The 12,492-nt window shown below is 55.8% G+C and carries 13 protein-coding genes; 7 read left to right on the top strand and 6 right to left on the bottom strand.

Translation table 11 applies throughout. The features are described from left to right. Window positions 1-21: 21 nt before the first annotated feature. Window positions 22-1,788, top strand: a complete 1,767-nt coding sequence (locus H7U36_RS01555) for a vWA domain-containing protein (RefSeq protein WP_205155622.1) — start codon at window positions 22-24, stop codon at window positions 1,786-1,788. 66 nt (window positions 1,789-1,854) lie between these two features. Here H7U36_RS01555 and H7U36_RS01560 read toward each other — a convergent pair whose 3' ends face one another. The 4 genes from H7U36_RS01560 to H7U36_RS01570 form a co-directional block, all read right to left on the bottom strand. Beyond that, window positions 1,855-2,979 (bottom strand): DUF362 domain-containing protein, encoded by a 1,125-nt coding sequence (locus H7U36_RS01560; RefSeq protein WP_033125501.1) that lies wholly within the window; start codon window positions 2,977-2,979, stop codon window positions 1,855-1,857. A gap of 54 nt (window positions 2,980-3,033) precedes the next feature. Next, window positions 3,034-3,939, bottom strand: coding sequence for an EamA family transporter (locus H7U36_RS01565; protein WP_243426667.1), 906 nt, complete (start codon window positions 3,937-3,939; stop codon window positions 3,034-3,036). A 134-nt stretch (window positions 3,940-4,073) separates the two neighbouring features. After that, window positions 4,074-4,205 carry a hypothetical protein gene (locus H7U36_RS15280; protein WP_255349846.1) on the bottom strand — a complete coding sequence of 44 codons (132 nt, stop codon included), beginning with the start codon at window positions 4,203-4,205 and terminating at the stop codon, window positions 4,074-4,076. Between the two features lie 110 nt (window positions 4,206-4,315). Continuing rightward, window positions 4,316-5,188, bottom strand: coding sequence for a DegV family protein (locus H7U36_RS01570; RefSeq protein ID WP_205147523.1), 873 nt, complete (start codon window positions 5,186-5,188; stop codon window positions 4,316-4,318). 183 nt (window positions 5,189-5,371) lie between these two features. Here H7U36_RS01570 and H7U36_RS01575 point away from each other — a divergent pair, with 183 nt between their 5' ends. From H7U36_RS01575 to H7U36_RS01590, 4 genes are all read left to right on the top strand, one after another. Further along, window positions 5,372-6,727, top strand: a complete 1,356-nt coding sequence (locus H7U36_RS01575) for a uracil-xanthine permease family protein (RefSeq protein WP_205147522.1) — start codon at window positions 5,372-5,374, stop codon at window positions 6,725-6,727. A 200-nt stretch (window positions 6,728-6,927) separates the two neighbouring features. After that, window positions 6,928-7,362 (top strand): MarR family winged helix-turn-helix transcriptional regulator, encoded by a 435-nt coding sequence (locus H7U36_RS01580; RefSeq protein ID WP_243425676.1) that lies wholly within the window; start codon window positions 6,928-6,930, stop codon window positions 7,360-7,362. Between the two features lie 3 nt (window positions 7,363-7,365). Beyond that, a complete protein-coding gene (locus H7U36_RS01585; RefSeq protein ID WP_033125496.1) occupies window positions 7,366-7,584 on the top strand; it encodes a DUF6198 family protein in 219 nt (72 codons plus the stop codon). Continuing rightward, window positions 7,566-7,769 (top strand): cytidylate kinase family protein, encoded by a 204-nt coding sequence (locus H7U36_RS01590; RefSeq protein WP_205147521.1) that lies wholly within the window; start codon window positions 7,566-7,568, stop codon window positions 7,767-7,769. Before H7U36_RS01585 ends, H7U36_RS01590 begins: the two co-directional genes overlap by 19 nt. A gap of 45 nt (window positions 7,770-7,814) precedes the next feature. Here the strand turns inward: H7U36_RS01590 and H7U36_RS01595 are convergent, their stop codons facing one another. Both H7U36_RS01595 and H7U36_RS01600 read right to left on the bottom strand, forming a co-directional pair. Next, the gene (locus H7U36_RS01595) at window positions 7,815-8,690 is read right to left on the bottom strand and encodes a YitT family protein (RefSeq protein WP_138303321.1); all 876 of its coding nucleotides are present in this window, start codon (window positions 8,688-8,690) and stop codon (window positions 7,815-7,817) included. A 68-nt stretch (window positions 8,691-8,758) separates the two neighbouring features. Next, on the bottom strand, window positions 8,759-10,099 hold the full coding sequence (locus tag H7U36_RS01600) for a replication-associated recombination protein A (protein ID WP_205147520.1): 1,341 nt from the start codon (window positions 10,097-10,099) through the stop codon (window positions 8,759-8,761). A 180-nt stretch (window positions 10,100-10,279) separates the two neighbouring features. Between H7U36_RS01600 and H7U36_RS01605 the strand changes: the two genes are divergently transcribed. Continuing rightward, window positions 10,280-10,597, top strand: a complete 318-nt coding sequence (locus H7U36_RS01605; protein ID WP_205147519.1) for a FeoA family protein — start codon at window positions 10,280-10,282, stop codon at window positions 10,595-10,597. Then, complete coding sequence (gene feoB / locus H7U36_RS01610) at window positions 10,594-12,465, top strand: ferrous iron transporter B (RefSeq protein WP_205147518.1); 1,872 nt, start codon at window positions 10,594-10,596, stop codon at window positions 12,463-12,465. The genes H7U36_RS01605 and feoB overlap by 4 nt, the downstream gene beginning before the upstream one ends. Window positions 12,466-12,492 lie beyond the last annotated feature (27 nt).

Consider the following 12,492-nt stretch of genomic DNA (forward strand, 5'->3'; position numbering starts at 1 on the left):
AGAGAGGCGGTATACCAGAACATGCAAGAAAAGAAGCTGCCCCGCCCTCAGAGGCGGGCTCTAAATATCATATGGACTGCCGCCGGCGACTACTCCTTCACCCCTTCCTTCACCGCCTTCTGGCAGGACGGGGAGCCGGACTTTTACATGAACTCCATCATCGGATATGTACACAAGTGGTATGATCCGGACATCATGGGAGAGCTCTTTGACCAGATCAACCGCTCTTTCCTCCGGGAAACGCTGGACGGCCTTCTCTGGGTCGCCCTGGAAAGCTGCGCCTATGAGAGGGAATCGGCCCAGCGGCCTGTGCTGTCCGAAATGCGCCTGCGCCATGCGGAAACATTCTTCGCCCAGGAGCTGTCCCGGTCCCGGCAGCAGTGGATGGCCCAGAACAGTCTTGTCTACGCTCTCCAGGCAGCCCGGTGCCGCCTGGTCCTGGGAAAGGAGGCGGGCCTTGTGAACCCCTGGGAGAGGCGACTCTTTGCAGACCTCCAGTACAATGGGGCCATGACAGCGCAGGAGATCAGAGAGCGGACCCTTCAGGTCTTCCGCAGATATTTCCCGATCCTCTCCTCCCCCGGACGTCCCTCTGTCCTGGCCGGCCTTCGCCAAAAGTTCCGCCGCTTCCTTCTTCGCAGACTCCCCTCCCGCCTGGTCCGCACGGACACGCTCCTCATGACCGGCGTCCTCCCCGGGGAGGGCCGGGTCGCCGAAGGACGCAGAGGCCTGGATGTAGGCCGCCAGAACCCGGCTGTCCAGAAGGCGGATCTCCTCTATATAGAGGGCTGCTTTGGAAAGCCTCTGTACACGGAGGAGGAATGGCGGCGGATCGAGGATGAGCTGTGCCGGGACGCCCACGCCAGATGCCATCTCTATTTTACAGACGGCCAGCAGGGAGCCGCCCCCTCCCCGGACGCCGCGGTGCAGAAGGTTCGGCGGGACGCCGCCGCCCAGATGTACAGGAATAAAGCACATTTCCAGGGCAGATACAGGCTCTACAGGGCCAGCATCACCCGGCTCTCGGAACAGATACGAAGCAGTCTTCTGGTCTATCCCCAGCCCATCCGGGTCCGCAGCCGGTCCGGCGTCCTCTTCCCCTCCCAGATCTGGAGGGGACTCTACCTGGACGATCCACGGGTCTTCATGGACACGCTGGATGAGTCGGAGGCAGACTTCTCTGTGGATCTGATGCTGGACGCCTCCGCCTCACGGCTTCAGAGCCAGGAGATCATCGCGGCCCAGGGCTATGTCATCGCCCGAAGCCTGCAGCTTTGCCGCATACCGGTACAGGTCTTCTCCTTTCTCAGCGTCCGGGGCTACACGGTCCTACAGAGGTTTGTGGACTACAGCCAGACAGATCCGGGACAGGCGGAGCACATCTTCCGATATTTCGCGGCCGGATGGAACAGGGACGGCCTGGCCCTCCGGAGCGCCGGGCGCCTGATGGAGGACTCTCCTGCAAGGAATCGCCTTCTCATCGTCCTCACCGACGCCAGCCCTAACGACGACCGGCGGATCCCCGCCACCCCAGCCGGTTCCTCCAGGAGTCTGGTGAGCCAGGACTACTCCGGTCAGGCCGGCGTGAAGGACACTGCCGCCGAGGTCCGGGCCCTGCGGAAAAAGGATGTATACGTGTGCGGCATCCTGACCGGCGCCGACGGGGACACCAGAGCCGCCCGAGAGATCTTTGGCAATGATTTTGTCCGCATAGAGAAAATGGAGCGTTTCAGCGAGGCCGCCGGGGTGCTCATACAGCAGCAGATACAAAAGCTGACCCTGCGCTAGAGGCCTTTGTCGCCTCGGCAGGGTCAGCTTTTTGCCGTCTGTCTCACTTTATAATCATTGTGTCCTCTATTTCACTTCGATCAGCTCATACTCCCTTGTGCCGATGCCGATCTTCTCCGCATGGGCCAGACAGGTCTCCCACTCGCTCTCCGGCGTGGTGTTGACAAAGTGGTCGTGGTGATCGCAGAAATCGCGCTCGTGCATCCGGTCGTCCAGAAGGCTTCCCGGTATAGGCTGCTGCGCGTTGCAGGCGTCCGCGCAGGCCTGGTCAAGCGCCACCGGATCAAAGCTGGCGAACATGCCCACATCCGGTAGGATGGGAAGATCGTTCTCCGCATGGCAGTCACAGTAGGGCGATACATCGATGACCAGGTTGATGTGGAAATTCGGTCTGCCGTCCAGCACCGCCTTGGAGTACTCCGCAATCTTCATATCCAGGTCCTTCACCGCGGAGCTGTTCTCGTTGTAGATGGCGTCAAAGTTGCAGGCTCCCAGGCACCGTCCGCAGCCCACGCATTTGTCGTGGTCAATGCTGGCCTTCTTCTCCGGGAAGGAAATAGCGCCGTGGGCGCAGTTCTTTGAACAGACGCGGCAGCCCACACAGTGCTCCCTGTCCACAGTCGGCTTGCCGCTATTGTGCTGCTCCATCTTGCCGGCTCTGCTCCCGCAGCCCATGCCGATGTTCTTGAGGGCTCCGCCGAATCCGGTGGCCTCATGCCCTTTAAAATGGTTGAGGCTGATGAAGATGTCCGCGTCCATAATGGCCCGGCCGATCTTCGCCTCCTTGACCAGCTCTCCCCCCCGCACCGGCACATAGGCCTCATCTGTCCCCTTCAGGCCGTCGGCAATAATAATATGGCAGCCTGTGGATAGGATGTTAAACCCGTTCTCATAGGCTGCGGAAAGGTGCTCCAGCGCATCCTTTCTTCTGCCCACATAGAGTGTGTTGCAGTCTGTCAGGAAGGGACGTCCTCCCAGCTCCTTGATCACGTCTGCCACCGCCTTGGCATAGTTTGGCCGAAGGAAAGACAGATTGCCCGGCTCTCCGAAATGGATCTTGATGGCCGTCATCTTCTTCTCAAAATCAATCTCCCCGATGCCCGCCTTTTTGATCAGCTTCTGCAGCTTCCGGGGAAGGTTGGTTCCGGGCAGAGCCCGGAGGTCAGTAAAATACACTTTTGATTTTTCCATTGCTTTCTCCTCTTTATTCTTTATATTTTTTCTGGATTTCTCTGTATCTTTCCATCACCTGTCTTTTTTCAGTCCCGGCAGAGATAAAAGGAGCACCGCGGCCAAAATGCACAGGATGCCAGCCACATCTATCCCCGCAAACACAACATGCATGATAAGGGCCGATGCCACAGTGGCTGTGACAGGCTCCACAGATGCCAGCAGGCTGGCCTTTGCCGCCCCGATCATACGCACTCCCTCCATATAGAAGGAGAAGGACAGCACTGTTCCCACGACGATGACCACCGCCAGAGCTCCCACCGCCTCCAGATCCCAGTGCCCGGCCACATGCCAGGGGTGGGTAAAGGCGGACAGCACAATGCCGCCCACCAGCATGCCCCAGCCGATGACGCAGAAGGTGCCGTACTTTTTCATAAGCTTTGTTGGGAGCAGATTATACACAGCCATCATGACCGCGGACAAAAGCCCCCAGGCCAGAGCCTCCCCGGAAAGGGCCATGGTTCGGACATTTCCGTGGGTGGCCAGAAGAAACGTCCCTCCCAGCGCCAGGATCAGGGCTGCAATCTCAAAGCCCTTCGGGCACCTCCTCATGCGGACGGACTCATACCCCAGGATCAGCACCGGCGCTGTGTACTGCAGCACCGTGGCTGTCCCCGCGTTGGAGAGCTCCACCGCCGTGTAGTAGGAGAGCTGGCAGCCAGCCATCCCGAAGATGGCAAAGAGGACAAGGATAAGAGCGTCCCTTTTGTCTGTCCAGATCTTCCAGAAGGTATTCCTCTGCTTGACAAGCACTGTGGACAGGAGCAGGATGCCCGCGATCACAAGCCGGACGCTGACAAGCCACCTGGCGTTTGTCCCCTTGTACTCAAATAAGAACTGTCCAAAGACGCCTGCCAATCCCCAGAATATCCCTCCAATGAGGGCGATGGACATCCCTCTCATCGCCTCTCTTCTTTCCATATTTGTCATAATACTGAATGCCTCTTCCTATGCTTTTTAGCTGCCTTTGCATTTAAGCAGAAAAAAATCCCATATCCGTCTTTTCCTTCCGGACTGATATGGGATACTCTCAGGATCTGTACCGCATGCCATCTCTAGTGCGCCGCCGTGTAGGGCTTTCTCTTAAACACTTCCCTTGCCTTGGCGTCCACCTTTGATTCCATGCTGTAGTAGGATCTCATCAGATCAGCTTTAATCCTTTTGCGGCTTCTTCTCTCTTTTCTCATCTTCCTCATCCTCACTGTCCTAAAATGTTGATATAGAAAGATTAACATACAATTGTCACAAAAGGATTAAGCCTTTGTCAAATCCAGGTAAAGCCTCTGCTATCGTACCCTTACTGTACTGTTTTCCCATAAAAGATCAGTCCCACCACACCGGGGCCCGCGTGGGTGCCGATGCTTGGGCTCACATCATTGATCACGATATTTTCAAAGCCCAGCGCCGCTACCTGCTCCTCCACAGCCCTAGCGTCCTCCAGGCAGTCTCCGTGCACGATGGCTACAGGCCTGTCCTTGCCGAAGCGCTCCGTGTCAAGGGACTGCTCCATCTTTGTCACCAAAGTCTTCAGGGCTTTCTTCCTGCCCCGCACCGTACCGTCAGACTTCAGCTCCCCGGAGGCCGTCACCGTAAGAAGGGGCTTGATATTGATCATGCTGCCCACCACAGCCGTTGTCTTGGAGACGCGCCCGCCCCTCTGGAGATGGTGAAGATCATCCACCGTGAAATACACATTTATGTGGTCCCTCTCCTCTGTCAGCGTGTCATAGATTTCCTCCATGGACTGCCCGTCCTCCTTGAGCTGTGCTGCCCGCATGACGGACACACCCTCTCCCAGGGAAGCGTTGAGTGAGTCGAACACAAGGATCCTTCTGCCCGGGAAGTCCTCCATCAGATCCCTGGCCGCCACCTGCACATTCTGGCAGCTGCCGCTGAGAGCGCTGGAAAAGGCGATGTGAAGGATATCCTTTCCTTCTTTTAATATAGCTGTAAACTTTTCACGGATCACCTCCGGATTGTTTGCCATGGATTTGGGAAGCTCTCCCTTCCTCATGGTCTCATAAAATTCTGACGGCTCCATCTTGATCTCATCCCCGTATACAGTGTCCCCGAACATGTAGTACTGGGGGATAACGGGAATTTTGTACTGCTCCAGAAATTCTTCCGGGACATCCGAGTTGGAGTCTGTTGTGATCACAAAATCTGCCATGCCAAAAACCTCCTTGTAAAATACCGCTTTGCCCATTATATCGCATTGCATAGGAATTTACCAGTGATTTGATTTTCTTCTTTGCAATTCGCCCGTTTAGTGATAAAGTAGTATGGTAGTTTGCTGTGCGGCCTGCCCGCACAGTGGAAAAAGGTAAATCTATATAGTACATAGGAGGAAATTATGTCTGGTTCAAATTCATCTGTCAAGAAAACACATGCGTCTGTTTTTGAACTGAACGGTGTGCCGTCCTTCGGGCAGGCTCTGCCCCTGGCTCTGCAGCATGTAGTCGCCATGATCGTGGGATGCGTCACGCCGTCCATCATTGTTGCAGGTGTGGCCGGGATCAGCGGCAGCGACAGGGTCATTCTCATACAGGCCGCCCTGTTCTGCTCCGCTATCAGCACACTGCTCCAGCTTTTCCCGTTTATTAAATTTGGAAATTTCCAGTTCGGAAGCGCCCTGCCTGTCATCATGGGCATCAGCTTTGCCTACGTGCCCAGCATGCAGGCTATTGCAGGCGCCTACGACATCGCCACCATTCTGGGCGCACAGGTAGTAGGCGGCGTTGTCGCCATCATTGTGGGCTTCTGCATAAGGAAGATCCGTATCCTGTTCCCGCCCCTTGTGACGGGGACCGTGGTCTTCACCATCGGCCTTTCTCTGTACCCCACCGCTGTCAACTATATGGCGGGCGGTACCTCCAGCGATGCCTACGGCTCCTGGCAGAACTGGCTTGTAGCCTTTTTTACACTGGCTGTTGTGACAGGCCTCAATCACTTTGCCAGAGGCTTCCTTAAGCTGGCCTCCATCCTGATCGGTATTGTGGCCGGCTATATTCTGGCTATCCCCTTTGGCCTTGTGGATCTGTCCGGTGTCCAGTCCGCCGGGCTCTTCCAGCTTCCGCAGCCGCTGCACTTTTCCATGAGCTTTGAGCCCTCCGCCTGCATAGCCATCGGACTTCTGTTCGCCATCAACTCCATTCAGGCCATCGGAGACTTCTCCGCCACAACATCCGGCAGCATGAACCGGATGCCTGAGAACAAGGAGCTGCAGGGAGGCATTGTCATGTACGGCATCAGCAACATCCTGTGCGCCTTCCTGGGGGGACTTCCCACAGCCACCTACAGCCAGAACGTGGGCATTGTGACCACTACAAAGGTCATCAACCGCTGCGTGCTGGGACTGGCCGCCATCATCCTGATGATCGCCGGCTTTGTGCCCAAGTTCTCCGGTCTTCTGACCACCATTCCCCAGTGTGTGCTGGGCGGCGCCACCATATCCGTGTTCGCCTCCATCGCCATGACCGGCATCAAGCTCATCTTCCAGCAGGAGATGAACTTCCGGAACACCTCCATTGTGGGGCTTTCCGTGGCTCTCGGCATGGGAATTACCCAGGCCTCCGGCTCACTGGCCGCCTTCCCCGAGTGGGTGACTACCGTATTTGGAAGCTCACCGGTTGTTGTTGCCACACTGATGGCCATTCTTCTGAACGTCATACTCCCAAAGGAGGAGAAAAAAGAAGAAGGGACAAAATAAGAAAAAATCCGAGTGAACTGTAAGAAGGAGAATGCCTTGTGGCATCCTCCTTTTTTATTCTTGACTTTTCCTTTCCACATAATTATAATTCTAACTGTTTGAATTCTAATATTTTATCCATAGTATCCGCCCGCAGCGCGATGCTGCCTGTGCGTACAGCATGGACACTGCCGGCGAGGCACAAAAGGAGGAACATTCCCATGTATGCTCAGAAGCTTTCTTTCCACTATCTCAGCATGTCCGTCCACGCCATGTTTCACAGGCGTCTCCTGGACAGCCTGAAGTGCCGTCAGCTCACAGCCGGCCAGCCCAAGGTACTGGACTATCTCCAGGACCACAACGGAGCCACCCAGAAAGAAATCGCGGCGGCCTGCCACATAGAGCCCGGATCTCTGACCGCCGTTCTGAACCGGATGGAACAGAAAAATATGATCCAGCGCAGGATGCTTGGCGGCAACCGGCGTTCTCTCCATGTCTTTTTAACCCCCTCCGGCAGAAGAGACCAGGAGGCAGTCCGGGACGCCTTTCTGCGCCTGGAGGAACAGGTTTTTCAGGGCATAGCAGAAGAGGATCGGGAGGTATTCATGAGAATTTTCCAGAGAATCTACGATAATCTTTCAGAAGGAGGCAGATAAAATTTGGAAAAATTAAAACGCTATATCTTATTTTTTATCGGACTTTTTATCAATGCATTCGGGGTGAGCCTGATCACAAAGGCGGATCTTGGCACCTCTCCTATTTCTTCCATCCCCTATGTGCTTAGTCTGCACTTCCCCATGACACTGGGAACCTTCACTGTCATATTCAGCCTGTTTCTCATTGCGCTGCAGCTTATATCATGTCACGAGAGGGACTGACTGAGGAGAAGGCACGCCAGAAAATCCGTCAGACAGACCAGCACCGGGCGGAGTACTATCACTACTACACTCGGCGTCCCTGGGGATCTGCCCCCAACTACCACCTCTGTCTGGACACCCGGATGGGAGAGGCTTTCATCCAGGATACTGTCATAAAGGCGGCCCACACGCTCGGCCAGATCTGAGAGCGCCGGCTGCCCTCAAACAGGAGCACATTTAATCTGCTATTCTTACTCGATATTTTCATCGTCCAGTCTGTGGAAGTCACGGTTGTTCCCAAATACGTGAATCAGGGGAATGACCTTGATAAAGCAGTCGTAGCTTCCCTCCTTGATAAACTCCCGGAGCTGCACGTACTCCCTGGAATTACACACGCAGCTCATCTGGACCTTAGGCTCCTTTGAGTAGCCTCCCATGGCATCGTGGTAGATGGTCACACTTTTGTGTATGGTGTTGATGACGAAATCCTCGATCTTCTCCATATTCTTCCCGATCATCTGCACGTCGTACAGCTTTGGTCCCAGGTTAAACACCACATAGTTCATACTGTTCACATAGATGAGCTGTCCCGCAAAGGCGTAGGCCAGCTGATCCAGGCTGAAAGCCAGTGTCATGAAAAGAAGGATGATGACCTCCTCAAAGGAGTAGATCTTCTTTAGCTCCGTGGACTTCCAGATTGTCTTCTTCAGTATCTTTGCCACCGTGTCATCCCCGCCATAAGAAAATCCGATCCGGTAGGGAATACCGATCCCCACGCCGTAGAGGACTCCAAACGCCGCCAGGGCGATGAGCTTCTCCTCAAAGATGATCTGCACATCCACAAAGCTCAGCACCCACAGGACCATGGGGTAAAGGATAGAGAGGATGACGATATTGGACGCATCCTTTCTCCCCAGCGTCAGCCATGTGATGATCAAAATAACAATGGTGATGGCATAGTAGATCAGCGCGTAATTGATCCCCGTGAAATGTTCAATGGTCATGGAAATACCCGTGATCCCCGGCGCTGCCAGGCCGTTGGGAATCATGATCCAGTTGGTCGCGATGCTGCAGCACAGACAGCCAAGGATCAGAAGAAACGCTTTAAAAACCGGTGATTTTTTCATAGTGCTCTATGCAGGACCCCCGCATCCCGCTTACCTCCTCATCCGTAATGATATACCTTTCTTCCATGTTATTCTGAACGTCCCTCTTTGTCAAGATGAGCGCTTTTCCATTTCTTGATCTTTTCCAGTCTGTCTCTCACCTGGCTCTCCTGCCCCTCCCCGGTGGGCTGGTAGTAGACGGTTCCCCTCATGGACTCGGGGAAACACTCCATGGCGGTCAGCTTCTCCTCCCTATCATGGGCGTACTCGTAGCCCTTACCGTAATCCAGCTCCCGCATAAGAGATGTGGGCGCGTTGCGGAGCTGCAGCGGAACCGGCTCGGCCTTTCCTATCCGCACATCTCTTTTGCAGGTCTGGCAGGCCGTGTAGAGAGCGTTGGACTTGGGGGCCATAGCCAGATAGACCACCGCGTGAGTCAGATGCACATCGCACTCCGGCATTCCCAGAAAATGGCAGGCCTGGTAGGCGGCCACAGCCACCTGCAGGGCCTGGCTGTCCGCCATCCCCACATCCTCGCTGGCAAAGCGGATCAGTCTCCTCGCAATGTACAGAGGATTTTCACCTCCCTCCAGCATCCGGCACATCCAGTAGATAGCCGCGTCCGGATCGCTGTTCCGCATGGACTTGTGGAGAGCTGAGATCATGTTGTAGTGCTCCTCCCCTGTCTTGTCGTAGAGAAGGGACTTTCTGCTGATGCACTGCTCCATCCCCTCCCGGGTGACCAGGATGCCGTCCTCCTTTATCTCTCCATTGAGGACCGCCATCTCCAGGGTGTTCAGCGCCGTCCTTGCATCGCCTCCGGCGAAGGCGGCGATGGCCTGGAGCTGCTCTTTTGTGATCTGCACGTTCTGTCCCCCAAAGCCTCTGGGATTTGTCAGGGCATTCTCGAGGAGGCGGAGCAGATCCTTCTCCTCCAGCGCCTTCAGCACAAAGACCCGGCATCTGGACAGAAGCGCCGCATTGATCTCAAAGGAAGGATTTTCCGTGGTGGCGCCTATGAGGATGATGCTGCCCTTCTCAACAAAGGGCAGGAAAGCATCCTGCTGTGCCTTGTTGAACCTATGGATCTCATCCACAAAGAGCAGTGTCCTTCTCCCGGCCCTGCGGCTCATCTCCGCCGCCTCCATCACCGAGCGGATCTCCTTGATGCCGCTGGTGACCGCACTGAAATTGATAAACTCCGCATTGGTCCGCCCGGCGATGATACTGGCCAGGGTCGTCTTTCCCACACCCGGAGGTCCCCAGAAGATCATGGAGGAGATCTGATCCCTCTCTATGATCTGCCGGAGCATCTTCCCCGGTCCCAGCAGATGCTCCTGCCCCACAAAATCATCCAGCGTGTCCGGCCGCAGCCGGTTGGCCAGAGGAGTCATCTCCTTCCTCTGGTCAAACAATGTCATCTGTTCCATATGATAAATCGTCACCTCGTTTGTCTCTCATCTGGTATCTCAATACTCCACCATGTTTATCATAACAAACATGTGTTCGCTTTGCAACTGCCTTTTTCTCCTCCCCTTCCGATGTGGCATTTTCCGGCGGGCAGCATAGGATAAAGTAACAACTCTCTGTCTTCTCAAGGTGAGCTTATCATGAACAGTACGCCATCCTATACAGTTCCTTCCTCCGCGGCAGGCTCCCTGGCCGATCTGCATCCGGGAATGGAGGGCCGGATCCTGGGTTTCCGGGAAGGCTGCCGTCTGCGCCTTCGCCTGCTGGATCTGGGCTTTGTGCCCGGAACCCTGGTAAAATGCACGGCCAGAAGTCCCCTTGGAGACCCCTGTGCCTACCTGATCCGCCAGACGGTCATCGCTCTGCGCAACGCGGACGCTGCCCAGGTGGACATAGCATTTGGGATATCGGCTACTGTCTCCGTAAACAGTGATCAAAAAGGAGGAAACAACAATTGAATCAGAATGAAAAGTGGACGAAAAAAACGATTGCTCTTGTAGGAAATCCCAATGTAGGGAAAAGTACACTCTTCAACTCTCTGACCGGCCTGCATCAACACACGGGCAACTGGCCCGGAAAGACGGTAGAGCTGGCCCGGGGCACAGTCCGCCATAAAGGCGTACTCTATCAGATCACGGATCTTCCCGGCTGCTATTCTCTTTCCTCCTGCTCGCAGGAGGAGGAGATTGCGCGGGACTTCCTCCTCACCCAGCCTCCTGATCTGGTGATAGCAGTCTGTGATGCCTGCTGCCTGGAGCGAGGGCTTCTCCTTGTTCTGCAGCTCATGGCTCTGTCTGACCATGTGATCCTCTGCGTCAATCTCATGGACGAGGCCGAAAAGCGAGGGATACATATCCGAACCGATATTCTCACTTCCCTTCTTGGCATCCCGGTGGCTGCCTGCTCTGCCAGAAACCGGGGAGGGACAGCTCCTCTTCTCATTGCTCTTGAAAAGGCCGCCAAAAGTGCCGACACGAAAATCACTCTCCCCGAGCCCGGAAACGGTCTGGTATCATCTGCTGACCTTGTGCGTCTTTCAGAGGAGATCTGCAGCCAGGCAGTGGATTTTGACAATGCTGCCTATGACAGAAAAGACCGAAAGCTGGACGCTCTGTTCACTGGCCGTCTCACCGGATTTCCCATCCTTTTTCTTCTCCTTTTGTTCCTCTTCTGGATCACTGTCAGCGGCGCCTCGCTGCCCTCTGCCCTGCTGTCAGACTGCCTATCCTCTCTGGAGGGCAGACTTCTCGGGGCGGCACAGAACCTGGGACTGCCTGCTGCCCTGTACGAGCCGGTCATCTGCGGAGTCTACAGGATCTCCTCCTGGGTTGTATCCGTCATGCTGCCTCCCATGGCCATCTTCTTTCCTCTCTTCACTCTGCTGGAGGACAGCGGCTACCTGCCCAGGATTGCCTTCAACCTGGACCGGTGCTTTCAGAAATGCTGTACCTGCGGGAAGCAGGCTCTGACCATGTGCATGAGCCTTGGCTGCAGCGCCGTGGGCGTCACAGGCTGCCGCATCATCGACTCCCCGAGGGAGAAGCTGATCGCAGTCCTGACATCCTGTCTGATCCCCTGCAACGGAAAGTTCCCCGCCTTCCTGACACTGATCACCCTGTTCGCCGCAGGCGGGCGCAGAGGCCCTGCCGCCTCCCTTCTGACCGCCTTCTGTCTGGCCGGCACTCTTTTGTTCTGCACAGGGACAGCTCTCTTCGCCTCCTTTCTTCTGTCCAGGACGCTCCTTAGAGGCATGCCCTCCTCCTTCACTCTGGAGCTGCCACCCTACCGTAGGCCTAAAATCGGTCAGGTGATCCTCCGCTCCATGCTCGACAGAACCCTCTTTGTACTTGGCCGGGCTCTCACCATAGCAGCTCCGGCCGGACTCCTCATCTGGGCTCTGGCAAATGTGCGGACGGGGGATGTCTCCCTCCTGGCCCGCCTGGTCGCCCTCCTGGATCCTCTGGCCCGGATTTTCGGACTGGACGGGACAATTCTCACAGCCTTTATCCTGAGTCTTCCGGCAAACGAAATCCTGATCCCCCTCATGCTCATGATCTACATGGGAAACAGCTCCCTGCTGGACATCGCAGACCCTCAGATCATTTTCTACGTATTTGCCGAAAACGGCTGGACTTGGCAGACCGCTCTTTGCACGGCCCTCTTCCTCCTCATGCACTGGCCCTGCGCCGCCACCTGCCTGACCATACACAAAGAGACAGGCAGCCTGAAATGGACGCTGGCGGCCGTCCTTCTACCTACCGGGATGGGGCTCCTGGCCTGCCTTCTGTGCCGACTGCTCTTTGACTGCCTGCCATATCCTATATAATCCGGAACTCCTTCCACCTCCCCCGGC

The organism is Faecalicatena fissicatena (genome assembly GCF_016900595.1).
GTDB lineage: Bacteria > Bacillota > Clostridia > Lachnospirales > Lachnospiraceae > Claveliimonas > Claveliimonas intestinigallinarum.

Excerpts from the sequence above, each read along its gene's own strand:
- H7U36_RS01555 (WP_205155622.1), top strand. The coding sequence starts at position 22 with ATGCAAGAAAAGAAGCTGCCCCGCCCTCAGAGGCGGGCTCTAAATATC.
- H7U36_RS01560 (WP_033125501.1), bottom strand. The coding sequence starts at position 2,979 with ATGGAAAAATCAAAAGTGTATTTTACTGACCTCCGGGCTCTGCCCGGA.
- H7U36_RS01565 (WP_243426667.1), bottom strand. The coding sequence starts at position 3,939 with ATGGAAAGAAGAGAGGCGATGAGAGGGATGTCCATCGCCCTCATTGGA.
- H7U36_RS15280 (WP_255349846.1), bottom strand. The coding sequence starts at position 4,205 with ATGAGAAAAGAGAGAAGAAGCCGCAAAAGGATTAAAGCTGATCTGATG.
- H7U36_RS01570 (WP_205147523.1), bottom strand. The coding sequence starts at position 5,188 with ATGGCAGATTTTGTGATCACAACAGACTCCAACTCGGATGTCCCGGAA.
- H7U36_RS01575 (WP_205147522.1), top strand. The coding sequence starts at position 5,372 with ATGTCTGGTTCAAATTCATCTGTCAAGAAAACACATGCGTCTGTTTTT.
- H7U36_RS01580 (WP_243425676.1), top strand. The coding sequence starts at position 6,928 with ATGTATGCTCAGAAGCTTTCTTTCCACTATCTCAGCATGTCCGTCCAC.
- H7U36_RS01590 (WP_205147521.1), top strand. The coding sequence starts at position 7,566 with ATGTCACGAGAGGGACTGACTGAGGAGAAGGCACGCCAGAAAATCCGT.
- H7U36_RS01595 (WP_138303321.1), bottom strand. The coding sequence starts at position 8,690 with ATGAAAAAATCACCGGTTTTTAAAGCGTTTCTTCTGATCCTTGGCTGT.
- H7U36_RS01600 (WP_205147520.1), bottom strand. The coding sequence starts at position 10,099 with ATGGAACAGATGACATTGTTTGACCAGAGGAAGGAGATGACTCCTCTG.
- H7U36_RS01605 (WP_205147519.1), top strand. The coding sequence starts at position 10,280 with ATGAACAGTACGCCATCCTATACAGTTCCTTCCTCCGCGGCAGGCTCC.